The organism is Mycobacterium sp. Root265, from assembly GCF_001428895.1.
GTDB lineage: Bacteria > Actinomycetota > Actinomycetes > Mycobacteriales > Mycobacteriaceae > Mycobacterium.
The window spans coordinates 178999-203250 of record NZ_LMJA01000022.1; the positions used below are offsets into that span (position 1 = coordinate 178999).

Sequence of the window (24252 nt, forward strand, 5' to 3'; positions counted from 1 at the left end):
GATGTCACGACGTAAGTCGCCTTAGTCTTGACCCGTGACACCCAGCCTCGAACGTCCCACCCGCCCGCAGTCCGTCATCGCCACCGATCCCACGGTCCGATGGCTGGCCGTGTTCGCGCTGGCGTTGGGCGGTTTCGGTATCGGCACCACCGAGTTCGTCGCGATGGGCCTGTTGCCCGACATCGCGGCCGGTTTCGGCATCACCGAACCGACCGCGGGCCACGTCATCTCCGCCTACGCGCTGGGCGTGGTGGTGGGTGCACCGACGATCGCCGCGCTGACGGCCCGGGTCCCGCGCCGCGCCCTGCTGCTCGGACTGATGGTGGTGTTCACCCTCGGCAACCTGGCCAGCATGGTCGCCCCGACCTACGCCACGCTGGTGATCGCGCGGTTCGTCGCCGGCCTGCCGCACGGCGCGTTCTTCGGGATCGCCGCACTGGCGGCGGCGCATCTGATGGGGCCGCAGAACCGGGCCAAGGCCGTCGCGCACGTGCTGTCCGGTCTGACGATCGCCACCGTGCTCGGGGTGCCGATCGCCTCCTGGCTGGGCCAGGCCCTCGGCTGGCGCAGCGCCTTCGGGCTCGTCGTGCTCATCGGCGTGCTCACCATCGTTGCCCTCTGGTTCTGGCTGCCCGAGCAGCTGCGCACCATGCACGTCACCAGCCCGCTGACCGAACTCGGTGCGCTACGCCGGCCGCAGGTGCTGCTGGCCGTGCTGGTCGGCATGATCGGCTTCGGCGGCATGTTCGCGGTGTACACCTACATCAGCACCACCATGACCGATGTGTCCGGGCTGTCCCGGACACTGGTTCCGGTGGCGCTCATGGTCTTCGGCCTCGGCATGGTCGTCGGCAACCTGGTCGGCGGACGGCTGGCGGACGTCTCGGTGATCCGCGCCCTCTACCTGTCGCTGGGCCTGCTCGGCGTGCTGCTCGCGGTCTTCGTGGCCGCGGCGCACAACCCGTGGACCGCACTGCTGGTGCTGTTCGGCATCGGCGCCGCCGGTTCGGCCGTCGGCCCTGCCCTGCAGACCCGGCTGATGGATGTCGCCCAGGACGCGCAGACGCTGGCCGCCGCACTGAATCATTCCGCGCTCAACATCGGCAACGCGACCGGTGCGTGGGTCGGCGGTCTGGTGATCGCCGCCGGATTCGGCTACACCGCCCCGGCCGCTGCCGGCGCCGTGCTGGCCGTGGCGGGCCTGCTGGTGCTCACCGTCTCGGTGCTGCTGGGCAAGCGGGGAGCCGCTACTCCTCGATGACGTGGACGGCGGCCTCCTCTGCCGAGGCCGCGCCACCATCGATACCGACCTCGCTGCCCAACAGCTCGGACTCGCGGTCCTCGCCGAAACCGGCGTCCGGCGCGACCAGCCGGCCCGAACGGCGAGCGCCGACCTCGTCATCGCCGGACTGCTCGTCGGGATTGTCGTCACTGTCCAGCAGCGCCGGGTCCGGTTGCTCGTCTGCCAGACGCTCGTCGAGCGATTCGTGCTCGCGCGGCTCCTGCCAGCGGTCGGGCGGTGAGTAGCCCTCGTCCAGCAGATCGTCGACACCGCGGTCGACGAGCGTGTCTTCCTGGGTCAGCTGGTCCTCGTCGTCATTGCTGTAGCCCTCGGACTCTTCCGGCGTCTCTGCACTCATGCCACCACGATGTCACTGCATCGCGCTGACGGCCACCCGTTACGGTGAGCAGATGAGCGACTGGGCCGACGAACATCTGGCGATGTACCTCGAATCCGGTGGGGCCAAGGGCCACATCCTGGACCTGAGCGAAGGGGGCGGGCGCGCCTTCACCACCAACTGCCTGATCCGGTACCGGGGCCGCACCTCGGGCAAGACCTACGTGAAACCACTCATCTATGGGAACTTCGGCGGTGAACTCGTCGTGGTGGCCTCCAAGGGTGGCGCCGATGTTCATCCACAGTGGTACAACAACATTCGCGCGAGTTCGACGCTGGACGTGCAGGTCGGCACCCAGGCTTTCGAAGCGAGCTGGCGGGAGCTCGAAGACGAGGAACGCCACGAAGCCTGGGCGTACATGACCCATCTGTACCCGCCGTACATCACCTACCAGCAGTCGACGAGCCGCCGAATCCCCCTACTGGCGCTGGCCGTCGGCCGCCCGATCGAGGTCTTCACGCAGCACAGCGCTTGAGCGCGTTGGCGATGGCATCGACAGGGGTCGTCGCCTCGATCGCCCGCTGGATCCGCAGTCCCGCCGCCCGGTACCGGTCATCGCGCAGCACGCGGTCCACGGCCTCGCCGATCGCGGCGGCCGTCGGCGTTGAGGTGCCCAGATCCACACCGACGCCGGTGTGGTCGACGCGGGCGGCCACTTCCGCCTTGTCGGACGTCTCCCCGGCGACCACCAACGGCACACCGTGACTCAGTGCGTAGTGCACACCGCCGTAACCGCCGTTGGTGACCATCACGTCGACGTGGGGCATGAGTGCCGAGTAGGGTAACCAGTCCGTCACCCGCGTGTTCGCCGGTATCGGGCCGGCCAGGGGTGCGTCGGCGCGCGCGGTGGTGACCACCACCAGCAGATCGTCCCGGTCGCCCAGTGCCGCCAGGGTAGGTGAGATCAGCTGGTCCAGGTCGGTGTTGTCGAAGGTGCCCTGAGTGACGTGCACGACCGCGGGGGCCTGCTGCACATCCGGCCACCAGCCCGGCAATCCCCTGTCTCCCTTGTCCTTCGACGCCAGCACCGGGCCGACGAACTCCACCGTCGGTGGCAGATCTGAGCGCCGGTACTCGAACTCCTCGACCGACAACTGCACCACCGCGTCGGCCAGACGCGGCCAGTCGCTGATGAACACCGGGGACCGACGGGAACCGGCTGCGCGCAGAGCGCGGTCGAACCGGCGCTGACTACCACGCATGATGACGCGATGCGCGACGGCGGTCATCGGCCGGTAATCGACTCCGTCCTCGGGTTGCCACGCCATGCCGAAGGGCGGGATATCGGCGCTGGACAGCGTCAGCGGTCCCACATTGCACACCACCACCGGAGGTCGCGGGCCGTCCTGCAGTAGCAGCGGCGCCGCTCCGGTGAAGGTGACGTCGACCAGGACGGCATCGAACGGGGTGCCCTGCAACGCGGCACGCAGGGAACGATCCTCGGCGACAAGCGGTCTGGCGAACACGGTGTCCAGTTCGGCGCGGCCCAGCCAGAACCGCCGCAGTTGAACCGGAAGTCGGCGCAGCACGGCGGGCGCCTTCGACGGCGGATCGATCTGGACGTCCTCGGGCAGGACGATGACCGGGAGCCCGGCTTTGCGCGCCAGGTCGGCGAAACCCGAGCCGGTCAGCAGGGTGACATCGTGCCCGAGCTCTCCCAGCCCCACCCCGATCTCGATCATCGGCAACACATGACCCCGAATCGGGCTGACGGCAAGCAGGTATCGGGCCAATCCTCTTCCTTCGCTCGGTGTACCCCCTGTGCCCGGGTTAACCCTCGCTCAAACCGCCGATGACCATGGCGACCGCCACCGCCGCCTGAACCGCGGCATGCACCGCCAGCACACCGGTCAGAGTCAGCACCAGGTACAGCAGCCCACCCCACACCAGATAACCGCGGGCCCCGCCGACGCTGCGCGACATCCACCAGCCGGCGGCACCGAGCAGCACATGCACCGCGCCACCCAGCCACAGCGCCGCCACCGCCGACGCGATCCCGACCACCGCGAACACCACGCTCAGGGCGACGACCACCCACTGAATAGCGTTGTCCCGGAGTCCCACTGCACGCCCCTCACCGTCCGGCCATGGCGCGTTGTGCGGATGGTGGGTGGGCATGCGCAGCCGACTACCCGGCCACTGTCCCAACAAACGCCCTCCCGCGTGCTTAGAAACGCAAAAAGCGGGTACCTACTGCCTCGATGGCAGCACGCACCGAGGCCGCGACCCAGCCACCCATCGTCGCCGGCTCGACGGACTCTCCGTGGCTCACTCCGTTGCGCGAACGCGTGCTCGCCGCCGTCACCGGGTTTCTGGACACCTGCTGCAGCGAGTCGCTGCACGGTGCCCACGTCGACATCGCCGAGGACGTGCTGCGCGGGATGCTCGCCGAGGGCAAGTGCGTGCGCTCCAGCTATCTCTACCTCGGCTGGCAGTGCGGCGCGCAGCCTTCGGAGGCGACCGTCCGGGCCGCCGCCAGCCTGGAACTGCTGCACGCCTTTGCGCTCGTCCAGGACGATGTGATGGACGAGTCCGATATGCGGCGCGGCCGCCCGAGTGCCCACCGCGCATTCGAACGCTGGCACCGCGAGCGTGGCCTGCCCGGATCGTCGACCAGATTCGGCGAGTCCGCCGCCGTCCTGCTCGGCGATCTGTGCCTGGTGTGGGCCGAGCAGATGCTGCGCGAGAGCGGCGCGGGTGCGACCGCGCTGTCGCGCGCCTGGCCGCGCTACGACGCGATGCGCACCGAGCTCGCCGTCGGGCAGTTCGCCGACCTGGTCAACGACAGCGCCGGATTCCCCAGCCTGCATGATGTGCTCGACGTCGCGCGCCGGAAGTCCGGCAACTACACGGTGCGCCGCCCGCTGGAGATCGGCGCGGCTCTCGCCGGCTGCGATGACACGGTGCTCGGCGTGCTCGGCCGCTACGGCGAGGCGATCGGCGAGGCCTTCCAGCTCCGCGACGACCTGCTGGGTGTCTTCGGCGCCCCGGCGACGACCGGTAAGCCGACGGGCACCGACCTCATCGCGCGGAAGGCCACCACCGTGGTGGTCGCCGGGTACGAACTGGCCTCTGGCGCCCAGCAGCGTCAGTTCAAGGAATTCATGACGGCGGACCAACTCGGCTCCGTGGACGTGACCCGTTGGCAGGCCCTGATCTCAGAAGTGGGAACCGTGGAGTGGATAGAGGACATGATCAGTAAGAGGTTCACCACGGCGGTCGAGGCGTTGAGCAGCCTCGGCACGACTCAACTCGATGCGGACGCGCGGTCGGCTCTCATCGCCATGGCCTCGGCCTGCACCGAGCGGGCCGCCTGATGCGTACCGTTCCCGGGCGCACCGAGAATGTGGTCGTGGTCGGTGCCGGTCTGTCCGGCTTGTCGGCTGCCCTGCATCTGGCCGGGCGGGGACGACGGGTCACCGTCGTCGAGCGCGGATCCCACCCCGGTGGGCGGGTCGGGCGCGCCGACGTGTCCGGCTACCGCATCGACACCGGGCCGACCGTCCTGACGATGCCCGACATCATCGACGAAACCTTCGCCGCTGTGGGGGAATCCACCGCTGACCGGCTCGAGCTGCTGACCGTCGATCCCGCCTACCGCGCGTCCTTCGCCGACGGCAGCCATCTGGACGTGCACAGCGATGCCACCGCGATGGCCGCCGAGATCGAGCGGTTCGCCGGTCGCGCCGAGGCCGAGGGCTACCTGCGGTTGCGGGAATGGCTGACCCGGCTCTATCAGCTCGAGTTCGACGGGTTCATCGGTTCGAACTTCGATTCGCCGCTGTCCCTGCTGACCCCGCAGTTGGCGAAGCTGGCGGCCATCGGCGGGTTCCGGCGCTGGGAGCCGATGGTGCGCCGCTTCATCACCGACGAACGACTGCTGCGGGTGTTCACCTTCCAGGCCCTCTACGTCGGTGTGCCGCCCAAGCGTGCGCTGGCCGCCTACGCCGTCATCGCCTACATGGACACCGTCTCGGGGGTGTACTTCCCGCGGGGCGGCATGCGGGCCCTGCCCGACGCGCTGGCTGCCGCCGCAAGCGACGCCGGCGTCGAGTTCCGTTACGATGCCAAGGTTTCCGAGCTGGAGCGGTCCGGATCGCGGGTGACCGCGGTGCGCACCGACACCGGCGAGCGCTTCCCCGCCGATGCGGTCATCCTGACCACCGAACTGCCCGACACCTACCGGCTGCTCGGGCGTACCCCGCGCAGGCCGGCCCGGCTGCGCCCGGCGCCGTCCGCGGTGGTGGCCCATATCGGTTGCCGCGCTGCGTCTGCCGCGGATGCCGCGTCGCATCACACCATCCTGTTCGGCAACGAATGGGACCGGACGTTCGACGAGATCATCGATCAGGGCCGCCCGATGGTGGACCCGTCGCTGCTCGTCACGCGCCCGACAGCCGGTGACCCGAGCCTGGCCCCGGATGGCCGGGATCTGCTCTATGTCCTCGCCCCGGCCCCCAATATCGATGTGGGCGGCAAGGATTGGGACAGCGACCGCAACGACTACACCGCGCAGATGCTCGACACGGTCACCTCGCGGTTACCTCAGCTCGGCGAGGACGCCGAGATTCTGCACGTCGTCACCCCGCAGGACTGGGCGCGGCAGGGAATGATCGCGGGCACTCCGTTCTCGTTGTCGCACACCTTCGGCCAGACCGGACCGTTCCGGCCGGGCAACACCGTGCGCGGTATCGACAACGCGGTGCTGGCGGGCTCATCCACCGTGCCCGGCGTCGGCATCCCGACCGCCATCGTGTCCGGCCGCCTGGCCGCCGACAGAATCACCGGAGTCGTATCACCGACCCGTGTTCAGACCGTGACTCGATGATGGGGGCCGTCACATGATCCACTCCGAACTGGACGCGGCAGGTGTGCAGGGCGCGCAGCTGCGGGCCGCCTACCAACGCTGCCGGGCGCTGAACGCGGCGCACGGCAAGACCTTCTTCCTGGCGACCCGGCTGCTGTCGCCGCGGCAACGCCCGGCGGTGCACGCACTGTACGGTTTCGCCCGGCGGGCCGACGATGTCCTGGACGGGTTCGACAACCGATCGACCACCGAGCGCGCCGACGAGCTGCAGGGGCTGGCCGACGCGCTGCACAGCCGGTTGGTGCTCAACCGGGTGGAGGGCGACGATCCCGTGCTGGACGCGGTGGTCGACACCGCACGCAACTACGGTCTGGAGTGGCAGCTGTTCGACGACTTCCTGGCCTCCATGCGGATGGATCTCACGGTCACCGACTATCCCGACCGGGCCGCGCTGGACAGGTACATGTACGGGTCCGCCGAAGTCATCGGGTTGCAATTGCTGCCCGTGCTGGGCACCGTGGTCCCCCGTGAAGAGGCGGCCCCGCACGCGGCGGCACTGGGAAAGGCATTCCAGCTCACCAACTTCCTGCGCGACATCGACGAGGATCTGACTCGCGGACGGGTGTACCTGCCCGCCGATGAGCTCGCCCACCACGGTGTGGACCGCGAGGTGCTGACCTGGTGCCAGCAGAACCGCCGCACCGATCCGCGACTGCGGGCCGCGCTGATCGAGCAGCACGCGCTGACCCGGGGCATCTACGATCACGCCGAACGTGGGATCGCGTTGCTGGCTCCGCAATCCCGGCCGTGTATCCGAGCTGCGCTGACGCTGTACTCGGAGATCCTGGACTGCATCGAGGAGATGAACTTCGAGGTGTTCAGCCGGCGCGCGACGGTGTCGAACGGCCGCCGCCTGCAGGTGGCGGGTCGCGGACTGTTCGACGCGTGGCGCGCCCGCGCACGCCACCGGGGGGTGGGCTCGGAAGGGACGGCCGAAGCCGCATGAGCACCGCGTCCTACAACGTTCCCGAGGCCTTCGACGCCGGCGCCGGCGCCTATGACGCGCTGGTCGGCGCCAACCCCGGCTACCACCAGCACCTGCGGCTGTCTGCCGAGCGCATGCAGCTGCCCGACGGCGGTCGGGGGTTGCGGCTGCTCGATATCGGTTGCGGCACCGGAGCTTCCACCGCGGCACTGCTGCGTGCGGCACCGCACGCCACCATCGTCGGTGTCGACGGTTCGGCCGGGATGCTCGCCCGCGCCCGCACCAAGACCTGGCCCGCCACGGTGTCCTTCGTGCAGAGCCGGGCCGAAGACCTGGCGCAAGCCGGGGTGAGCGGGCCGTTCGACGGCATCCTGTCGGCGTACCTCGTCCGCAACCTGCCCGACCCCGACCCGGTGCTCCGCTCACTGCTGGCCCTGCTGAAGCCCGGAGGCGTGTTCGCCGCGCACGAATACTCGGTACGGGACTCCCGCCGCGCCACCGCGATGTGGAATCTGGTGTCCTGCGCGGTCATCATCCCGGCCGGCAAGATCCGTACCGGGGACGCGGAGCTCTACACGTACCTGCGCCGCAGTGTCAACCAGTTCGACGGCGCGGCACAGTTCCGGAAGCGGCTGCAAGACAACGGTTTCGTCGATGTACGCAGTGAGACCGTGCCCGGATGGCAGAACGGTATCGTGCACACCTTCCTCGGCAGGGCGCCGTCATGACCGACAACCGCCGGGTCCTGCACCCCGCGGCGACGGGCCTGCCGCACGCCGCATATCTACCCGACCGGCCCACCGTGGCCGTGGTGGGCGGTGGCATCGCCGGCCTCAGTGCTGCGACGGCGCTGGCCGAACGTGGTGTCGCGGTGCACCTTTTCGAGCGCGAGTCCTATCTCGGCGGACGGGTGGGCGGCTGGAGCGAGAGCCTGCCGGACGGCTCGGCGGTGTCGATGAACCGTGGCTTCCACGCCTTCTTCCGCCAGTACTACAACCTGCGTAACCTCTTGCGGCGCATCGACGCCGACCTGTCCATGTTCAGCCCGCTGGACGACTACCCGTTGGTCGACGCCGACGGGCGACGCGACACCTTCCGGGGGCTTCCCCGGACTCCGCCGTTCAACGCCATGGCCTTCGCGCTGCGCAGCCCGACGTTCCGGCTGCGCGATCTGGTGCGCATCGACGCCAAGGCGGCGGCTCCGCTGGCCGCAGTGTCGGTGCCCGAAACCTATTGGCAACTCGATGACACCGACGCCGAGTCCTTCCTGCGCGACATCAACTTTCCCGTGGCGGCCCGGCATCTGGCTTTCGAGGTCTTCTCCCGCAGCTTCTTCACCCGGCCCGAGGCCCTGTCGGCCGCCGAGTTGGCGACGATGTTCCACATCTACTTCCTCGGTTCCAGCGAAGGACTCGTTTTCGATGTCGCCGCAGAGAATTTCGATGTCGCACTGTGGCAGCCGTTGGCGCGGTACCTGCGTAGCCACGACGCCCACATCCAGCTGGGCACCGCGGTCCGCAGCGTGACGGCGACCGGCGACGGGTCATTCGCGGTCACCGACGCTTCGGGCGCCACCCTCACCGCCGACGGCGTGGTGCTGGCGACCGAGGTGCGGGCCCTGCAGCACCTCGTCGCCGGCTCACCGGGTCTGGGCGACAGCGACTGGCGTGGTCAGATCGGCGATCTCGGTTCGGCGGCTCCGTTCGTCGTGCGCCGGCTCTGGCTGGACCGTCCGGTGAACGATGACCGACCGGCCTTCCTGGGGACCGGTGGGCTGCCACCACTGGACAACATCAGCGTGCTGAACCGCTATGAACAGGAAGCGACGTCCTGGGCGCAGCACACCGGCGGCTCCGTCGTGGAACTGCACGCGTACTCCGTCACCGAGGACACACCTGCGCTGCGCGCGGAACTCGATGCACGGTTGCACGAGTTGTATCCAGAGACCGCGGCTGCGGGCGTGGTGCACGAGAGCACGTTGTGCCGCAGTGATTGTCCGCGGCTGGGGCCGGGAGATTTCGCGAACCGTCCGACGGTGGCGACGACGCTGGAGGGGCTCGTGCTGGCCGGTGACGGGATCAGGATCGATCTTCCGGTCGCACTGATGGAACGCGCGGCGACGACGGGTCTCGCCGCGGCGAACACCCTGCTGGAGCGCTTCGGCGTGCGCGGCCACGATGTGTACACGGTGCCGGTACGCGGGCGCTCTGCTGTGCTGCGCCGCCTTGCCGACCGGGTGGAGGGACGGGTGCGGACATGAAAGCCTGGCCTTTTCAACTGCTTCCACGCCTCGATTGGAGCCGGCAGCGACCGACGTTCGGTCAGGCCGCGCCGTCGCTGATCGCCGCCGCGCTGGAGCGGTCCCAGCGCCGGCCCAGCGGGAACTGGTACGTGGTGGGAGCCAGCACCGATGTCGCCGGGAAGCCGTTCGGCGCGACGGTCGCCGGGGCCGAGGTGGTGTGCTGGCGTGATGACGAGGGCGGACTGCATGCCGGCCCGGCGCGTTGTCCGCACCTGGGTGCCGACCTGTGCGGCGCGCCGATCGACCGCGGACATCTGGTCTGCCCGTGGCACGGGCTGAGGCTCACCGGTCGGGGCCGGCCCGACTGGCCGGTGCTGCCGGTGTTCGATGACGGTGTGCTGGTGTGGGTTCGGCTGGATCGCATCGGGGGTGAGCAGCCCACGGATGCGCCGGTGCTGCCGGCGCGCCCCGACGGTCCGCGTATCTCGGCGGTCGCCAGCCTGTCCGGTGCGTGCGAACCGGCCGACATCATCGCCAACCGGATGGATCCGTGGCACGGCGCCTGGTTTCATCCGTACTCGTTCGCGCGGTTGGAGGTGTTGAGCGCACCGGCCGAAGATCCTGACCTCCCCGAGGAGGAGGACCGGTTCCTGGTGGCGGTCACATTCCGGATCGGCCGGCTCGGTGTGCCGGTGATCGCCGAGTTCACCAGCCCGGAGCCCCGCACCCTGACCATGCGCATCATCGATGGAGAGGGCAGCGGTAGCGTCGTCGAAACCCATGCCACCCCAAATGGTGCCGGGCCCGACGGACGACCGCGCAGCACGGTGATCGAGGCGGTCATCGCCCATTCCGACCGTCCCGGTTTCGCGCGGGCGTTGCGGGCGCAGTCGGTGATCGTGCCGTTCATGCGGCAGGCGGCGAATCGGCTGTGGCGTGACGATATGGAGTATGCGGAGCGCCTGCAGGAGGTGAGCCGGCAGGACGCCGATGGCACCGCGGAGTTGCTCAGGCCGCCCGACGCGCCCATACCGGTAGATCCGCAGCCTCCAGCAGCGGTACCTGATCCTGCGCCCAGGGGCTGATCGCCCAGGGCAGTGCGGCGGCGGAGCGCACCTCGCTCCAGTCGGCCCACACCAGGTCCATCACCTCATGAGGTGCGGCGGCGAGTTGGCCGTCGATGAGCGCGCAGAACACGGGGCATATCTCGTTCTCCACGGTGCCGTCGGCCGCGCGGGCGCGGTAGCGGAATTGCGGTAGGACGCAGTGCACATCGCGGATCGCCACGCCGAGTTCCTGGTATCCGCGCCGGTGCACGGCGTCCACGATGGCCTCACCGGGGGCCGGGTGGCCGCAGAACGAATTGGTCCACACACCGGGCCAGGTCTGTTTACCGAGCGCGCGGCGGGTGAGCAGGACGCGGCCGGTCTCGTCGAACAGGTAGCAGGAGAACCCCAGGTGCAGCGGGGTGTCGGCGTGGTGCACGGCGGACTTCGGGGTGCACCCGACGGCGTTACCTGCATCGTCGAGCAGGACGACCTGCTCCTCCGGGGCGACATTCACAGGGATGGAGATAGCCGGTGGCGCCGAAGCCGAAACGTGTGGCATGTCAACGCAGGCGCTCGTGTCGGTCAACCTGGCGATCAGAACGGTGCGACCAGCTCCCGGCGATACTGTTCCACCCATCCGATGTTGGATTGCCGTTCGTCGTCGATGCGTTTGGCACGGTCCTCGGCCCGGGTGCGCTCGCGGCGCGGCATCGTCACCGCCGCGGTGTGTTTGGGCGGTGGGTGCCCCTTGACCTGAACGTCTGCCGTCGGCGCGCAGAGTTCGGGAAACAGCGTCCGGCTCCCCGGCCTGGTGGTGTGCGTACCGCCGTCGGGATCGGTCCATTCCAGGGTGCCGTCGGCGAACTGGCGGCTGCGCCAACCTGCCCAGAACGTCTTGCACAGGTGGTGCTCTCGGCACAACAGGACGAGATTCGAGGCGGCGGTCGGCCCGAACGGGTACGGAATCGTGTGGTCGATATCGGTGACCGTGCGGGTGCAGCCAGGAAACCGGCAGGTGCGGTCGCGGCAGCGCACGAAGCGCGCCAGCGCCGCCGAAGGCCGGTACCGGGGTTCCGGTGGCGACGTCCCAGGATGGATGAGGGGACACAGCGTGGCGTGCCGCGCAATCTGCGCGATCACCGGAGCGGGCACCACCGGCCCGCCCAGGATGGCCCCGGGGGCGACGGGACAGAACTCGCCGCGGTCCCCGCGCAGGCCCGAGATCAGCTCCGGCCAGGTGTGCAGATACCACGGCTTGGAGAACAGTGGCCTGCGCCTGGCGACCAGCGCACGGCGCTGAGCCGTCAGGTCACCCACCGGCGGCGCGTCTGAATCCGCGTCCGACTCACGCTCGGGATCGGGATCGGGATCATTCTCGGCGGGCGCACCACCGGGTGGGTGACCGTCACCGTCAGCCGGTGGCGGGCCATCGGTAGGCGGCAAGGGCGCCGCGTCGACAGCGTCGTGGCGGGCGACCACGTAGATCACCACCCCACCGGCCGGCGGTGCGGTTGCGGCCTCGCAGTCCACACGTTCGCACAGGCACGGCAGCCGATCCCACCCGAAGCCCATCGCCCCGAGGGCCGCCGCACGACGGATATCCAACGAGCGGGGATCGTGATCGCACACCGTGCGGGCCAGTGCATCAGCCCGCTTGTCGACGGCCATCCCGTCCGCGACCGACAGCGAGGCGTTCAGTTGCGCGGTGCCCGTGGCGTCGTCGACGAAGATATCTGCCCGATGCCCATGCGCGGTGGCCTCGGAACGGCGCACCGCGAGCGGATCGTGGGTCAACACCACAGTGTCGACCGCCTTTTCGGTCTGATCCACCGACATCGCAGCGCCGGAGGCGAACTCGGCGGCCAACGCGGTGTCGATGGCGCGCCGCGCGGCGGGATCTTTGACCATCATCGTGCGGGTGCAGATGATGTGCACTGTCTTGTAGGAGAGCGCGCCGGCGGCGAACACCTGCCGCAGCTTCGGTAACCGTTCGGCCAGCGCCACGGCGTCCATCAACAGCCCGGAGGCCACCCCGCTGGTGATCCCGTGCGTCGCGCCGATCTGCGCACAGACCGCTGACCAGTTGTCGAACCGCCACTGCTCCCGCTCGGCCGACCCGGCCGCAGCATAGGCGGCCGCGAGCATGTCGGCCATGGACGACAGCCGCGCGGCGCAGGCCGCGTTCTCCAGCCGCGAGTAGGCGCGGACTCGGGCAGCGGGGGTTTTTGCCGCTGCTATCTCGGTCAGCTGATCATCGAACATATTTTCGATTCTCGCCTCATTCGAGACCGGCCGCCACACCCAAAACCGCTGGCTGTGGATGAAATCGCGATTGTGGATAACTCGGCGGCGAGGCCGGAAATAAACCGCACCCCCATCCGGTTACAACCAGCATCGCTTATAGAACATCGTTCTATAAGGTGGTCACACGAGATAGGAACGCACATGACAAACGTCGTCTTCATCCACGGACTGTGGGTCGCGCACACCGCATGGCAACCGTGGATCGAACACTTCGAAACCCAGGGATATCAGGCCTTCGCCCCGGCGTGGCCCGGCGAGCACGCCACCCCCGAACAGACCCGGCTCCATGCCGCCGACCAGGCGGGCAACGGTATCGACGAGTTGACCGAGTACTTCGCGCGCTACCTCGAGCAGTTCGACGCCCCGCCGGTGGTGATCGGGCATTCGTTCGGCGGTCTCATCGCCCAGAAACTGTTGGGACAGAACAAGGCAGCGGCGGCCGTCGCGATCGATCCCGCCCCAATCAAGGGCGTCAAACCGCTACCGCTCGCCCAGTTACGTTCCGCCTTCCCCGTTCTCGGCAACCCGCTCAACAAGGGTCGGGCCAAGGGGCTGACCGAGGCGCAGTGGCGTTACGGATTCGGAAATGTCCTGCCGCAGGAGGAATCCGATGAGTTGTGGGCGAAGTGGGCCATCCCGTCGCCGGGCAAGCCGCTCTTCGAGGCCGCCTCGGCGAACTTCGCCAAGAACTCGCCGGCCGCGATCGACACCGGCAACAGCACCCGCGGCCCGCTGCTGATCACCGGTGGCACCGCGGACCACACGGTTCCGCTGGTGAGCACCAAGGCCACCCACCGGTTGTACGAGAAGTCCGGTGCCATCACCGATTTCCACGAGTTCGAGGGACGCGGACACTCGCTGACCATCGATCACGGCTGGCGCGAGGTCGCCGATGTCTCGCTGCAGTGGTTGGCGCACAGGAAAGTAGCCTCGCAGGCATGACGCCACGCCGGCGCACCGCCAGCCACGAAGTCTCGGCCGCGTTGCTGAACGCGGCCGAGGCCGTGCTGGATCGCGACGGCATCGACGCCGTGACCGTGCGCGCCGTCGCGCACGAAGCGGCGGTCGCCCCCATGAGCGTCTACAACCGGTTCGAAAACAAGGACGGCCTCGTGGTCGCGCTGGCGACCCGGGCACTCGGTGAGCTGGCCGCGGCCATTGACGTACCCGCGGCGGTTGAGCCCGTCGAGCGATTCCTCACGGCGTGCCGCAACTACCGGGACTTCGCCCTGCGCCACCCGGCGCGCTACTCGCTGATCTTCGGGGCGGGCAGCCCGCTGGAGGATCAGTCGTCGGCGGTGGCGGCGACCGGCCGGGCGGTGTTCGACACCCTGACAGCGTTGATCGAGGCCATGAGAACCCCTTCTGCTCAGCCGGATTCGCCCGAGGCTGCGCAGATCGTGTGGGGCGCGATTCACGGTGCGGTCACCATCGATCAGGTCGGTATCGGGCAGACCCCGGACAGTGACGCCACCTTCGAGAACCTGCTGGCGCTGATGGTCGGAAGCCTGTCGGACTACAGGTAGGTGGGTAGCTCCGGGTCACCGGCGGAAAGGTTGATGGGCAGCTTGCCGGCCGCCGACGCCGCCGAGGACAGGGCTCTGCCGATCGGGCCGGCGACCACGCCGGCGGCCGCGTGGAGCACCCGGATACCGCTTCGGGTGCGCGGGTTCATCAGCTGCAGCATCCTGGGCCGGATGAGGGGCGCGGCGTCGATGAAGGGCTTCATCAGCCGCTCATAGCGAGCCAGGGCCCCGAGCACATCGTCGCCGGAGCCGAGTTCGCCGGCCAGGACGTACGCACCGATGAGAGCCAGACTGGTCCCGGCCCCACCGAAGGTCGCGTTGCAGTGCGCAGCATCCCCGAGCAGAGCGACGCGGCCGGTGCTCCACGCCGGGCTGCTCATCTGCCCCACCGACGAAAAGTACATCGGCGCACCGGCATCGAGTTCATCCAGAATCCGGGGAGTGGCGCCGCCGAGATCGTCGAAGGTTCGCCGCAGGATGGTGTTCAGGTCCTCGCGGCCCAATTCGTCCAGACCGCGCACATCGGAGACGAAGCTCAGCATGGCGCGGGTGGTTCCGAGGTTGTCCGGCCGCAGGTGCACCGAGCGGGACTCGGTCGCGTGCTGCCAGCTCCACCAGTTGTCGTCGTCATCGCGCCGGGGGATGGTCGCGTAGGCGATGTACATACCGAGATCGTTGACCTCGGTCGCGGCGACGAAGCGCCGCGAACGTGAGTGCAGGCCCTCGGCGATGACCACCAGATCGGCGTCGAGAGCGTCACCGTCGTCCAGCGTGACGGCGACGTGCTCGCCGTGGTCGACCACATCGGCAATCTGGGTGCCGAACCGGAAGTCGGTCGAATCGGCGTGTTCGATCAGGATGCGCGACAATTCGCCGCGCAGGATCTCCAGTTCCGCCGTGGGCCCGTCGGTTCCGGGCGAGACGGGAAATGAGGCCGCCGTCGAACCGTCGGCCCGCAGGAAACGCATCCCGACCTCGGTGGTGTTGGCCGCCCGCACGTCGGCATCGATGCCCATCCGCCGCACCACCTCGCGGGCGGCGCCGCGGATATCGACGTTCTGCCCCTCGTCGCGACGGTCGGGATAGCGCTCGATGACGGTGGTGTCCCAGCCGTTCGCCGCGAGTTGACGAGCCAGGGCGGGTCCGCCGATACCGGCACCGGAGATGACAGCGTGTTGAGCCATGATTCGACGCTACGCGGCTACAGAGTCCGCACCTCCTCGGTCGGGAAGTCCGGAACCGGCGTGAAGACCTCGATCATGGTGGTGTGTTCGAGTGCCACCGCAGAGTGCGGCACTCCGCCCGGGATGCCCAGCGCCTCGCCGGGACCCACGATCAGCTCATTGCCGTCCACCACGTACTTCATCCGACCTGCGAGGATGACATCGATCTGCTCCATCGGGTGCACTTCCTGCTCCTCGGGATCGGTGGGGTTGGGTATCCCGGTGCCCGCCGCGATCTCGACCCGCAGCACCTGCGCGATATCGGCGGTGAGCGCCTTGATGGTGATGCGGTCACCGAACTCGCCCAGCGGTGTGGGCGGTATCTCATCCCAGACGCGGTGCTGTGCACGGCCGGTCCTCGGTGGGGTGGGCACCTGCCAGCCGAGCGATCCGGCGAGGTCGGCGTACTCGTCGAGTTGCGTGAGCGTGTCACGTTCGCTGAGCGTCTCAAGATCGAAGACGACGCGCTCGGCCCCGCTGGACTCGTAACCACGTAAGGCGTCTCTGGTCAGCGGGCCGACGTGAGCGGCGGTCACCGGAGTGTCGACGCCGGTGACCGAGCGTAGTGCCGCCACGGCCAGGGCGAGTTCTGCGCTGTCCGGGCTGACGACATACCACCCCGCGCCGAATCGGGCGATGCGTCCGAAGGCCGCGGGTCCGCCCCCGAAATACAGCGGCGGGTACGGCCGCTGAACGGGCTTCGGCCAGGCATACGCCGGCTCCAGGGTGACGAATTCACCTCTGTACTCAGCGATCTCACGGGTCCACAGTGCTTGCATCACCTCGATGCGTTCGTCGACGAGCCTGCCGCGTGTCGTCGGATCGGTGCCATGGCTCTCCATCTCCTCGCGATTCCATCCGATACCGACGCCGAAGAGAAAGCGCCCGCCGGAGATGAGGTCAAGAGTGGCGACCTCCTTGGCGGTGATGACCGGATCGCGCTGCGCCACCAATGCCACACCGGTACCGATCAGCAAGGTGGAGGTGACGGTCGCGGCGGCGGTCAGCGCCAGGAAGGGATCCAGCATCCGGTAGTACTTGTCGGGGAGTTCACCTCCGCCGGGGAATGCGGTGCGGCGCGAGGCGGGGACATGGGTGTGCTCGGTGACGAACAGCGATTCGAATCCCCGCTCCTCGAGTGCCCTGGCGAGTGCGGCGGGTCCGATGCCCTGGTCGGTCAGGAATACGCTGACGCCGAACTTCATGTGGCTGCCTGTCCGCCGTCGAGGACCAGATCTGAGCCGGTGAGGAAGGACGACTCGCTGGAAGCCAGGAACAAGGCGCCGGCCGCGATCTCGTCGGCCTCGCCCAGTCTTCCGAGCGGCACGGCGACAATTGACCCGTCTTCGTCGTCAGGCAGCTGACCCAGCAGATCAGCCATACCTGGAGTGTCGATCGGTCCCGGGCACAGCGCAGAGACGCGAATACCTCGGGGCGCCAGTTCGATTGCCCAGGAACGCGCCAGGTTGCGAATGGCAGCCTTGGTGGCGGCGTACAAACTCATCCCCGGCAGCCCCTTGATTCCGGCGACCGAGGACACCAGAACCACCGATGCACCGTGGGACAACAGCGGCAGCGCCTTGTGCACGGTGAACACCAGGCCCTTCACGTTGATGTCGAAGGTGGTGTCGTAGTGCTCCTCGGTGATGTCGGCCAGACCGGTCACCGTTCCACCGCCGGCATTGGCGACCAATACGTCCAGCCTGCCGCTGCGTTCGCGGATCGTGGTAAACAGCGCATCGATTTGGTCGAGATCGGCGACATCGCTGACGATTCCGGTCACATCACCATCCAGCTCGGCGACGGCTGCGTCGACCACGTCTTTGCGTCGCCCGGTCAGATAGAGCTGCGCACCCTCCGCGGCGAAACGACGCGCGGTCGCCAATCCGATTCCCGCGCTCCCACCGGTGACCAGTGCGACCTTGCCATCGAGTTGTCCCATCATTGTTCTCCATTTCCATTGAATCGGTGTGCGATACGAACGACAGACCGGAGGGTCTCCTCCGGAAGGACAGGCAGCAGGGTCCTGTCCACGCCGATATCTGAGAGCTGTTGCAGGACAGCAACGGTCTCCCCCGCTGCCGCGATAAGGTCACCCGGGTAGGGCACCGTCACCTCGACCTCTGCCGGATCGCGGTCAAGACGGCGGGCTTCGGCGCGGAGTATGTCCATCAAGGGCGGAAGTTGATCCAGTGCGGTGATACTCGGGAAGTAACCGTCGCCGATCTGTGCTGCGCGGCGAGCCGATCGGGCCGAACGGCCACCGATGACGATGGGCACCGCTTCCTGGACCGGGCGCGGGAGGCTGATTGCATTGTCGAAACCCGTGTAGGTGTTGTGCACCGTGGCCCTGGTGTTGTTCCACAACGCGCGCATCGCCTCGACATAATCATCGTGTCGACGGCCGCGATCGGCGAACGGTACGCCGACCGCGGCGAATTCCTCTGCGAGCCAGCCGACCCCGACACCGAGCACCACCCGGCCGCCGCTGAGCACGTCCAACGACGCCACTTGCTTGGCCAGCACCAGCGGATTGCGTTGCGGTAAGACGATGATCCCGGTCGCGAGTTTGACTCGATCGGTAACCGCCGCGGCGAACGTCAGCCAGGTCAGTGGATCGGCGATGGGGACCTCTTCAGCACCGCCCATCATCTTGCCGGACTCGTCATAGGGATACTCGGTCTGATATCCGGACGGAACCACCACGTGGTCGAGCGCCCACAGGGAATCGAGGCCGATCTCCTCGGCCAACAAAGCCGCGGAGCGTGCTCCACCGGCGGTGGCCCCAGCACCGGCGTTCATACCGAAGAGTCCAAATTTCATTGCGAGGTGCTGCCTTTCATTGATCGATGAGGGCAAGTCAACTCACAACTCGGGACCGACAGAAGGGCGTACCTACCTAGGTGCGCCACACCCTGGATCACCTCGACATGACTTCTGTAACCAAGTTGGTTACAGTTCGTGAGTGAGTGCGAACAGCAAGATGAGCCTGGCCGTCCACGTGCTGACCTGGATCGCATTCGACCGTCGCGGCACCGAGGACGAGGTAGGTACCTCGCAACGGATCGCGGCAAGCGTCAACACCAACCCCGTCGTGATTCGCCGGTGCCTCGGCGAGCTCAAAGAAGCCGGGCTGGTCGAGTCCACCCGCAGCCGGGGGTGGGCACTGACTCGCGACGCAGAGCAGACCACCCTGCTCGATGTCCATCGCGCGGTCGGCGGGGATGTGTTCGCCATGCACGCCTCACCGCCGCACCACGAATGCCATGTGGGCGCGGGGATTCAGCCGGTGCTGTTGCGCGTGTACGGACGAGCCACCACCGCGCTGGGCGATTCGTTGGCGCAGACGACGATCGCCGACATCCTGCGGGACACCCTGGCCGAAGTGAACGGGATCGAGCTCCAGAATGCCCAGTGACGTCAACGGTTTGGGTCACTTCCTGCGGGCTCAGCGGGCACGCGTGACGCCCGAGGAAGCTGGCCTGCCGGCGGCATCGGGCCGGCGCGTCGCGGGATTGCGACGCGAGGAGGTCGCCGTGCTGTCCGGGGTGAGCGCGGACTACTACGCCCGCTTGGAGCAGGGCCGGGAGCGCACTCCGTCCGCGGCGGTCGTCGATGCGATCTGCCAGGCGCTTCGACTCACGCCCGACGGTCGCGCACACGCCTTTCGCCTCGCCAAGCTGTCGCCCAGCGCGACGCGCGCCGGTGAGACCGTCAGCCCGGAACTGCTGCAGACGATGGACGCCTTCCCGCGGGCCATCGCGTATGTCACCAACCCCGCACTGCGGGTTCTTGTCGCCAATTCCGCGGCAACGGCGTTCATGGCGCCACTGCTCCGCCAAGAGGAGAGTGTGATGGCCGCGATCTTCCTCGATCCGGTGGCGCGCGAGTTCTACGTCAACTGGACAGAGGTGTCCAAGGCGACGGTCAGTGCGCTGCGTCTGGCCGAGGGCTTCGTCCCACCCCATCCAGAGATCACCGAACTCGTCGGGCGCCTGTACCGGGACAGCCCCGAGTTCCGCCGGCTGTGGGATGACCAGACCGTCGAAGGACTCACGGCCACCCGGACGACGATCCGACATCCCGATGTCGGACTGATGCAGCTGACTCACCAGGTGTTCGATGTGCGGAGCGCTCCCGGTCAGCAGCTCACGGTGGCGACCGCGGCGGCCGGCTCATCGAGCGCAGACGCCTTGGCAATGCTGGGGTCGCTGAATGCCACACCCGTCCAAGACTGGGTGCAGCACACCTAGGAAGGCTCGCCCTTCTGCGGGCGCGCATCTGCGCGTTGACTCGCAGATGTGAAGGCAGGCATCAACGGCACGTTCACCGACCGCTCCACCATTACGCCGGCCGACTTCGGTCGCGCAGTCGAGGAACGCGGGTTCGACTCGATCTTCCTGGCCGAGCACACCCACATCCCGGTCGACGAGGTGTCACCGTATCCCTTCGGCGACCGCCCGGAGTCGCCGTACCACACCATCGATCCCTTCGTCGCGCTCAGCGTCATCGCCGGCTCCACCGATCATCTGCTGCTGGGCACAGGAATATCACTTGTTGCGCAACGTGTTCCGATCACGACCGCCAAGATGATCGCCTCGCTGGATCTGGTGTCCAACGGGCGGGTCATCTACGGGATCGGCACGGGCTGGAATCTCGAGGAGATGGCAACCCACGGCGGCGACCCCGCCAAACGCGGCGCCATCGCCACCGAACACATCCTGGCGATGAAGGAGATCTGGAACCACGACAAGGCCGAGTTCCACGGCCGGTACGTCGACTTCGATCCCATCTACTCCTGGCCGAAACCCGTTCAGCGCCCGCATCCGCCGGTCTACGTCGGCGGTGGGGAGAAGGCCTTCCGCAGGGTCATCGACGCCGGTGACGCCTGGTTCCCCAATCCCGCATCACCCGCAGGCCTGGGGCCGAAGATCCAGCGGTTGCGCGCGCTCGCAGGCCGCGATCTGCCTGTGACGGTGCTACACGTGGGGCCCGCCGAGGCCGAACTGGTCGCCGGCTACGCACAGCTCGACGTGGAACGCATCGTCTTTCCCGTAGACACCGAGGACCCCGACCCGCTGGCGGTTCTCGACCACCTGGCAACACTGACAGCCTGAAAGGCAGAGCACCATGAGCATCGTCCTCATCACCGGAGGTAGCCGCGGCATCGGCGCCGCGACCGCCCAGGCATGCGCCGAACGGGGCATGGGCGTCATCCTCACCTACAACAGCAATCCCGACTCGGCCAACGACGTGGTCGAGGCCATCACCCGCGGCGGTGGCCGGGCTGTCGCGTTGAAGCTCGATGTCGCGGACAGCTCGTCCTTCGTGGCGTTCGCCGACGAGGTTCGTGGCACGCTGCAGTCCGAGTGGCAGCGCAGCGACTTCGACCATCTGATCAACAACGCCGGCTACGGCCTGTTCAAGCCCATCACCGAGGTGACCGAGGCCGAGTTCGACGGCCTGTTCGCGGTGCACCTCAAGGGGCCGTTCTTCCTGACCCAGGCGCTGCTGCCGCTGATGGCCGACGGCGGCCAGATCGTCAATCTGACCAGCGCCACGACCCGGGTCACCACCGCGGGTGTCGCGCCCTACGCCAGTTTCAAGGGTGGACTGGACGTGCTGACCCGCTATATGGCACAAGAGTTCGGGGAACGGCGGATTCGGGTGAATGCCGTCTCCCCCGGCCCGATCCGCACCGAACTCGGTGGCGGGCTGAACGATGAGTTCGAGGCACTGCTGGCCGGTCAGACCGCGTTGGGCCGGGTCGGCGAGCCCGCTGACGTCGCGGATGCCATCGTGAGCCTCCTCTCGGCGGACAATCGCTGGATCAACGCCCAAACACTGGAAGTCGCAGGCGGCTTCGTCATCTAGATGCCGCGTCATCTAGACCCTCGGACCACAGGAGAACACCGTGCTCGATCATGTCTTCATCTCGGTAAGCGACCCGAGCCGTTCGATCGATTTCTACACCGCTGCGCTGGCGCCGCTCGGCATTACGACGCGCGTCGACTACGACGGAAACGACGGTCCGCCAGGCCATCCCGACCTGAAGGGTTTCGGGGCGGACGGGCGGATCTTCTTCTGGCTGCGCACAGGTGTCGTCGACAGCCGCGCCGCACACATCGGCTTTGTCGCCGACAGTGTTGCCGAGGTGGATACCGCCTATGCCGCGGCGATCGCGGCGGGTGCCGCGGACAACGGGGCGCCGTCCTACCGCGACTATTACGATCCCCGCTACTACGCGGCGAGCGTCTTCGACCCGGATGGCTACAGCCTCGAATTCACCTACAAGAATTGGCAACACTGATATGTCCACCCTGATGATCTATGGCGCGTCCGGATATACCGGACGGCTGGCTTCCCAGCACGCGGCCGCATGGGGACTCGACCTTGTTCTGGCGGGGCGCAATGAGTCGGCGTTGAGCTGCCTGGCCGACGAACTCGCTGTCGAGTACCGGGTTTTCGGGCTCGACGAGGTACCCGCCATCTCCGATGTCAGCGTGTTGCTCAACTGCGCGGGACCCTTCGCGCGGACTGCGAAACCGCTGATGACTGCCGCGATCGCGGCGGGGGTCCATTACCTCGACGTCGCCGCCGAGCTGGACAGCTATCGGTTGGCCGAGGTGCTCGACGAGGACGCCAAGGCAGCCGGCGTGATGCTGCTGCCCGGCAGCGGTGGCAGCGTGGCGATGCTCGGGTGCCTGGCCGGTCATGTCGCAGAACGGGTCCCGGATGCCCGACGGGTCCGGATCGCGTTGCAGATCGCCGGTTCGATGTCGCTGGGCTCGGCGGTCAGTGCCGCCGAAGGGCTGACGACGGACTGCCTGATGCGGGCAGAGGGCAGCCTCATCAGCCGGGACCCCGGCGACACCCGAGAATTCAACTTCGGCACGGGTCCCACCATCTGCCCGGCGGTGACGCTGCCCGACCTGGTGACGATCTGGCGGTCCACGGGCATCCCGGATATCGAGACCTACGTCCACATGGCCGGTGGAGGCTTCCCGCAAGGCGACCTCGCCGCACTGCCCGACGGCCCGACCCTCGAGCACAGGGAGGCCAACCGCTACCACGCCGCGGTGGAGGTGACCGGCGCGGACGGTGACGTCGCCTGCGCCGTGCTGGACACCGTGAACGGTTACACCTTCACCCCACTGGCCGCGGCCGAGGCTGCCCGGCGGGTCCTGGCCGGTGAGTTTCAGCCCGGTTTCGCCACACCGGCGACGCTGTTCGGTAGCGACTTCGTCGAGACCATTGCCGATTCCCGCATCCTGGACATGTCGTGCCAAGCTGGGTCCGGCCACTGAAGCTGGAACGAGGAGCCCATGACCATCACCGTCGACGAGATCCTGGTCGCCGACCCACCCGAGGCCTGGACCGCCGCCGGGTTCACCGTCTCCGAGGGCATCTGCCGGGTGGGCGACGTCGGTATCCGGTTGGTCGGGCGGGACTGCGGCACCGGCATCGTCGGGTGGTCGCTGGGTGGAGTCGACACCTCTGAGCTCGACGGCATCCCGACGAGCACGTCCGACGCGGGCCCCGCGGCACCCGCCGAGCACGCCAACGGTGTCACCGGGATCGACCACATCGTGCTGTTCTCACCGGACCTGGATCGCACCGTCTCGGCGCTTGCCACCGTGGGTGTGGAGCCGCGCCGGGAACGGCTGGGCGAACTCGGCGGCCGGCCGATCCGGCAGATCTTCTTCCGATTCGGTGCGGTGATCATCGAGGCCGTCGGCTCGCCCGACACCGCAGGCGAGGGGCCCTCGACGCTGTGGGGGATCACCTACAACGTCGCCGATATCGATGAGACCGCCGCCTACTTCACCGGCCGCACCACGCGGATCAAGGATGCCGTGCAGCCGGGCCGCCGGATCACCACGGTGCATCATCAGGAGTTCGGTATGTCGGTGCGCACCGCAATGCTCTCGGCACCTATTCTCAGCACATGACCGACGACCCGGTGGTGATCCACACCGACGGCGGGTGCCGTCCGAATCCCGGTCCCGGCGGGTGGGGTGCGGTGCTGCGCCAGCGTCAGCACGTCCGCGAGATGTGCGGGGGCGAGCCCGGCGAGACCAGCAACAACCGGATGGAACTCACTGCGCCGATCATGGCGCTGGAGGCACTGACCCGGCCGGTGGTGGTGCATCTCTACACCGACAGCACCTACGTGCGCAACGGCATCACCAAGTGGGTTCTGGGCTGGGAGCGCAACGGATGGCTCACCGCGGCAAAGCAACCGGTGAAGAACGTCGATCTGTGGCAGCGCCTACAGGCCGCGTGCGCGCGGCATCGGGTCGAATGGTTCTGGGTGAAGGGGCATTCCGGTGTCGCCGACAATGAGCTCGCCGACGTGCTGGCGACCCGCGGGCTGCAGGAGGCAATTGCCAACGCGTGAGGAGGAGGCGCCGACAGCGCCCCCTCCTCAACCCGA

General features: G+C 68.0%; 27 protein-coding genes and 1 pseudogene. 18 read left to right on the forward strand and 10 right to left on the reverse strand.

Features of this window, described 5'->3' with window-relative positions:
* Positions 1-34: 34 nt before the first annotated feature.
* Positions 35-1261 (forward strand): MFS transporter, encoded by a 1227-nt coding sequence (locus ASE48_RS17390; RefSeq protein ID WP_057168347.1) that lies wholly within the window; start codon positions 35-37, stop codon positions 1259-1261.
* On the opposite strand, the gene ASE48_RS17395 is transcribed toward ASE48_RS17390, so the two are convergent.
* The gene (locus tag ASE48_RS17395) at positions 1248-1640 is read right to left on the reverse strand and encodes a DUF5709 domain-containing protein (RefSeq protein ID WP_057168348.1); all 393 of its coding nucleotides are present in this window, start codon (positions 1638-1640) and stop codon (positions 1248-1250) included. The genes ASE48_RS17390 and ASE48_RS17395 overlap by 14 nt on opposite strands.
* 52 nt (positions 1641-1692) lie before the next feature.
* Here ASE48_RS17395 and ASE48_RS17400 point away from each other — a divergent pair, with 52 nt between their 5' ends.
* On the forward strand, positions 1693-2154 hold the full coding sequence (locus ASE48_RS17400; RefSeq protein WP_057168605.1) for a nitroreductase/quinone reductase family protein: 462 nt from the start codon (positions 1693-1695) through the stop codon (positions 2152-2154).
* On the opposite strand, the gene ASE48_RS17405 is transcribed toward ASE48_RS17400, so the two are convergent.
* Together ASE48_RS17405 and ASE48_RS17410 are read right to left on the reverse strand one after the other, a co-directional pair.
* Positions 2135-3412 carry a glycosyltransferase gene (locus ASE48_RS17405; RefSeq protein WP_200962193.1) on the reverse strand — a complete coding sequence of 426 codons (1278 nt, stop codon included), beginning with the start codon at positions 3410-3412 and terminating at the stop codon, positions 2135-2137. The genes ASE48_RS17400 and ASE48_RS17405 overlap by 20 nt on opposite strands.
* Before the next feature lie 37 nt (positions 3413-3449).
* Positions 3450-3797 (reverse strand): DUF4383 domain-containing protein, encoded by a 348-nt coding sequence (locus tag ASE48_RS17410; RefSeq protein ID WP_057168349.1) that lies wholly within the window; start codon positions 3795-3797, stop codon positions 3450-3452.
* An 83-nt stretch (positions 3798-3880) separates the two neighbouring features.
* On the opposite strand from ASE48_RS17410, the gene ASE48_RS17415 reads away from it, so the two are divergent.
* From ASE48_RS17415 to ASE48_RS17440, 6 genes are read left to right on the forward strand one after another with little or no spacing between them, the layout of a single operon-like run.
* Positions 3881-4996, forward strand: coding sequence for a polyprenyl synthetase family protein (locus ASE48_RS17415; protein WP_057168350.1), 1116 nt, complete (start codon positions 3881-3883; stop codon positions 4994-4996).
* Entirely contained in the window at positions 4996-6507 is a 1512-nt protein-coding gene (gene crtI, locus ASE48_RS17420) for a phytoene desaturase family protein (RefSeq protein ID WP_057168351.1), read from the forward strand. Before ASE48_RS17415 ends, crtI begins: the two co-directional genes overlap by 1 nt.
* A 13-nt stretch (positions 6508-6520) precedes the next feature.
* A complete protein-coding gene (locus ASE48_RS17425) occupies positions 6521-7492 on the forward strand; it encodes a phytoene/squalene synthase family protein (RefSeq protein WP_057168352.1) in 972 nt (323 codons plus the stop codon).
* On the forward strand, positions 7489-8199 hold the full coding sequence (locus ASE48_RS17430) for a class I SAM-dependent methyltransferase (RefSeq protein ID WP_057168353.1): 711 nt from the start codon (positions 7489-7491) through the stop codon (positions 8197-8199). Before ASE48_RS17425 ends, ASE48_RS17430 begins: the two co-directional genes overlap by 4 nt.
* Positions 8196-9731: an FAD-dependent oxidoreductase gene (locus tag ASE48_RS17435; protein WP_057168354.1), complete on the forward strand. Its 1536-nt coding sequence runs from the start codon at positions 8196-8198 to the stop codon at positions 9729-9731. The genes ASE48_RS17430 and ASE48_RS17435 overlap by 4 nt, the downstream gene beginning before the upstream one ends.
* Positions 9728-10798, forward strand: a complete 1071-nt coding sequence (locus ASE48_RS17440; RefSeq protein ID WP_057168355.1) for a DUF5914 domain-containing protein — start codon at positions 9728-9730, stop codon at positions 10796-10798. The genes ASE48_RS17435 and ASE48_RS17440 overlap by 4 nt, the downstream gene beginning before the upstream one ends.
* Here ASE48_RS17440 and idi read toward each other — a convergent pair.
* Both idi and ASE48_RS17450 read right to left on the reverse strand, forming a co-directional pair.
* Positions 10722-11276, reverse strand: coding sequence for an isopentenyl-diphosphate Delta-isomerase (gene idi, locus ASE48_RS17445; RefSeq protein WP_235571292.1), 555 nt, complete (start codon positions 11274-11276; stop codon positions 10722-10724). The genes ASE48_RS17440 and idi overlap by 77 nt on opposite strands.
* An 80-nt stretch (positions 11277-11356) precedes the next feature.
* Positions 11357-13024: an HNH endonuclease signature motif containing protein gene (locus ASE48_RS17450; protein ID WP_057168357.1), complete on the reverse strand. Its 1668-nt coding sequence runs from the start codon at positions 13022-13024 to the stop codon at positions 11357-11359.
* 183 nt (positions 13025-13207) lie between these two features.
* Between ASE48_RS17450 and ASE48_RS17455 the strand changes: the two genes are divergently transcribed.
* Together ASE48_RS17455 and ASE48_RS17460 are read left to right on the forward strand one after the other, a co-directional pair.
* Complete coding sequence (locus ASE48_RS17455; protein ID WP_057168358.1) at positions 13208-14008, forward strand: alpha/beta hydrolase; 801 nt, start codon at positions 13208-13210, stop codon at positions 14006-14008.
* Positions 14005-14592, forward strand: a complete 588-nt coding sequence (locus tag ASE48_RS17460) for a TetR/AcrR family transcriptional regulator (protein WP_057168359.1) — start codon at positions 14005-14007, stop codon at positions 14590-14592. Before ASE48_RS17455 ends, ASE48_RS17460 begins: the two co-directional genes overlap by 4 nt.
* On the opposite strand, the gene ASE48_RS17465 is transcribed toward ASE48_RS17460, so the two are convergent.
* The 5 genes and pseudogenes from ASE48_RS17465 to ASE48_RS17480 all read right to left on the reverse strand — a co-directional run bounded on the left by ASE48_RS17465 (position 14583) and on the right by ASE48_RS17480 (position 18638).
* Entirely contained in the window at positions 14583-15776 is a 1194-nt protein-coding gene (locus tag ASE48_RS17465) for an FAD-dependent monooxygenase (RefSeq protein ID WP_057168360.1), read from the reverse strand. The two genes, ASE48_RS17460 and ASE48_RS17465, sit on opposite strands and share 10 nt — an antisense overlap.
* 17 nt (positions 15777-15793) lie before the next feature.
* Complete coding sequence (locus tag ASE48_RS33690) at positions 15794-16189, reverse strand: cupin domain-containing protein (RefSeq protein ID WP_268766312.1); 396 nt, start codon at positions 16187-16189, stop codon at positions 15794-15796.
* An 18-nt stretch (positions 16190-16207) separates the two neighbouring features.
* Positions 16208-17020 (reverse strand): annotated as a pseudogene (locus ASE48_RS17470) (LLM class F420-dependent oxidoreductase); the annotation flags it as partial.
* Positions 17017-17757: an SDR family NAD(P)-dependent oxidoreductase gene (locus ASE48_RS17475; RefSeq protein ID WP_057168361.1), complete on the reverse strand. Its 741-nt coding sequence runs from the start codon at positions 17755-17757 to the stop codon at positions 17017-17019. The gene ASE48_RS17475 and the pseudogene ASE48_RS17470, both read right to left, overlap by 4 nt.
* A complete protein-coding gene (locus tag ASE48_RS17480) occupies positions 17757-18638 on the reverse strand; it encodes a TIGR03619 family F420-dependent LLM class oxidoreductase (RefSeq protein WP_057168362.1) in 882 nt (293 codons plus the stop codon). The genes ASE48_RS17475 and ASE48_RS17480 overlap by 1 nt, the downstream gene beginning before the upstream one ends.
* A gap of 142 nt (positions 18639-18780) precedes the next feature.
* Between ASE48_RS17480 and ASE48_RS17485 the strand changes: the two genes are divergently transcribed.
* The 8 genes from ASE48_RS17485 to rnhA are packed head-to-tail and all read left to right on the forward strand — an operon-like array spanning position 18781 to position 24216.
* The gene (locus tag ASE48_RS17485; protein ID WP_057168363.1) at positions 18781-19233 is read left to right on the forward strand and encodes an Rrf2 family transcriptional regulator; all 453 of its coding nucleotides are present in this window, start codon (positions 18781-18783) and stop codon (positions 19231-19233) included.
* Positions 19223-20068 (forward strand): helix-turn-helix transcriptional regulator, encoded by an 846-nt coding sequence (locus ASE48_RS17490; protein ID WP_057168364.1) that lies wholly within the window; start codon positions 19223-19225, stop codon positions 20066-20068. The genes ASE48_RS17485 and ASE48_RS17490 overlap by 11 nt, the downstream gene beginning before the upstream one ends.
* Positions 20069-20116: 48 nt before the next feature.
* A complete protein-coding gene (locus ASE48_RS17495) occupies positions 20117-20932 on the forward strand; it encodes an LLM class F420-dependent oxidoreductase (protein ID WP_057168365.1) in 816 nt (271 codons plus the stop codon).
* A gap of 13 nt (positions 20933-20945) precedes the next feature.
* Entirely contained in the window at positions 20946-21689 is a 744-nt protein-coding gene (locus ASE48_RS17500; RefSeq protein ID WP_057168366.1) for an SDR family NAD(P)-dependent oxidoreductase, read from the forward strand.
* 40 nt (positions 21690-21729) lie between these two features.
* On the forward strand, positions 21730-22125 hold the full coding sequence (locus ASE48_RS17505; protein WP_057168367.1) for a VOC family protein: 396 nt from the start codon (positions 21730-21732) through the stop codon (positions 22123-22125).
* A gap of 1 nt (position 22126) precedes the next feature.
* On the forward strand, positions 22127-23122 hold the full coding sequence (locus ASE48_RS17510) for a saccharopine dehydrogenase family protein (protein ID WP_057168368.1): 996 nt from the start codon (positions 22127-22129) through the stop codon (positions 23120-23122).
* 18 nt (positions 23123-23140) lie between these two features.
* Positions 23141-23767, forward strand: coding sequence for a hypothetical protein (locus ASE48_RS17515; RefSeq protein WP_057168369.1), 627 nt, complete (start codon positions 23141-23143; stop codon positions 23765-23767).
* Positions 23764-24216, forward strand: coding sequence for a ribonuclease HI (gene rnhA / locus ASE48_RS17520; RefSeq protein WP_057168370.1), 453 nt, complete (start codon positions 23764-23766; stop codon positions 24214-24216). The genes ASE48_RS17515 and rnhA overlap by 4 nt, the downstream gene beginning before the upstream one ends.
* Positions 24217-24252 lie beyond the last annotated feature (36 nt).

Excerpts from the sequence above, each read along its gene's own strand:
- ASE48_RS17395 (WP_057168348.1), bottom strand. The coding sequence starts at position 1,640 with ATGAGTGCAGAGACGCCGGAAGAGTCCGAGGGCTACAGCAATGACGAC.
- ASE48_RS17400 (WP_057168605.1), top strand. The coding sequence starts at position 1,693 with ATGAGCGACTGGGCCGACGAACATCTGGCGATGTACCTCGAATCCGGT.
- ASE48_RS17410 (WP_057168349.1), bottom strand. The coding sequence starts at position 3,797 with ATGCCCACCCACCATCCGCACAACGCGCCATGGCCGGACGGTGAGGGG.
- ASE48_RS17415 (WP_057168350.1), top strand. The coding sequence starts at position 3,881 with ATGGCAGCACGCACCGAGGCCGCGACCCAGCCACCCATCGTCGCCGGC.
- crtI (WP_057168351.1), top strand. The coding sequence starts at position 4,996 with ATGCGTACCGTTCCCGGGCGCACCGAGAATGTGGTCGTGGTCGGTGCC.
- ASE48_RS17425 (WP_057168352.1), top strand. The coding sequence starts at position 6,521 with ATGATCCACTCCGAACTGGACGCGGCAGGTGTGCAGGGCGCGCAGCTG.
- ASE48_RS17430 (WP_057168353.1), top strand. The coding sequence starts at position 7,489 with ATGAGCACCGCGTCCTACAACGTTCCCGAGGCCTTCGACGCCGGCGCC.
- ASE48_RS17435 (WP_057168354.1), top strand. The coding sequence starts at position 8,196 with ATGACCGACAACCGCCGGGTCCTGCACCCCGCGGCGACGGGCCTGCCG.
- ASE48_RS17440 (WP_057168355.1), top strand. The coding sequence starts at position 9,728 with ATGAAAGCCTGGCCTTTTCAACTGCTTCCACGCCTCGATTGGAGCCGG.
- ASE48_RS17450 (WP_057168357.1), bottom strand. The coding sequence starts at position 13,024 with ATGTTCGATGATCAGCTGACCGAGATAGCAGCGGCAAAAACCCCCGCT.
- ASE48_RS17455 (WP_057168358.1), top strand. The coding sequence starts at position 13,208 with ATGACAAACGTCGTCTTCATCCACGGACTGTGGGTCGCGCACACCGCA.
- ASE48_RS17460 (WP_057168359.1), top strand. The coding sequence starts at position 14,005 with ATGACGCCACGCCGGCGCACCGCCAGCCACGAAGTCTCGGCCGCGTTG.
- ASE48_RS17465 (WP_057168360.1), bottom strand. The coding sequence starts at position 15,776 with ATGGCTCAACACGCTGTCATCTCCGGTGCCGGTATCGGCGGACCCGCC.
- ASE48_RS17475 (WP_057168361.1), bottom strand. The coding sequence starts at position 17,757 with ATGGGACAACTCGATGGCAAGGTCGCACTGGTCACCGGTGGGAGCGCG.
- ASE48_RS17480 (WP_057168362.1), bottom strand. The coding sequence starts at position 18,638 with ATGAAATTTGGACTCTTCGGTATGAACGCCGGTGCTGGGGCCACCGCC.
- ASE48_RS17490 (WP_057168364.1), top strand. The coding sequence starts at position 19,223 with ATGCCCAGTGACGTCAACGGTTTGGGTCACTTCCTGCGGGCTCAGCGG.
- ASE48_RS17500 (WP_057168366.1), top strand. The coding sequence starts at position 20,946 with ATGAGCATCGTCCTCATCACCGGAGGTAGCCGCGGCATCGGCGCCGCG.
- ASE48_RS17510 (WP_057168368.1), top strand. The coding sequence starts at position 22,127 with ATGTCCACCCTGATGATCTATGGCGCGTCCGGATATACCGGACGGCTG.
- ASE48_RS17515 (WP_057168369.1), top strand. The coding sequence starts at position 23,141 with ATGACCATCACCGTCGACGAGATCCTGGTCGCCGACCCACCCGAGGCC.
- rnhA (WP_057168370.1), top strand. The coding sequence starts at position 23,764 with ATGACCGACGACCCGGTGGTGATCCACACCGACGGCGGGTGCCGTCCG.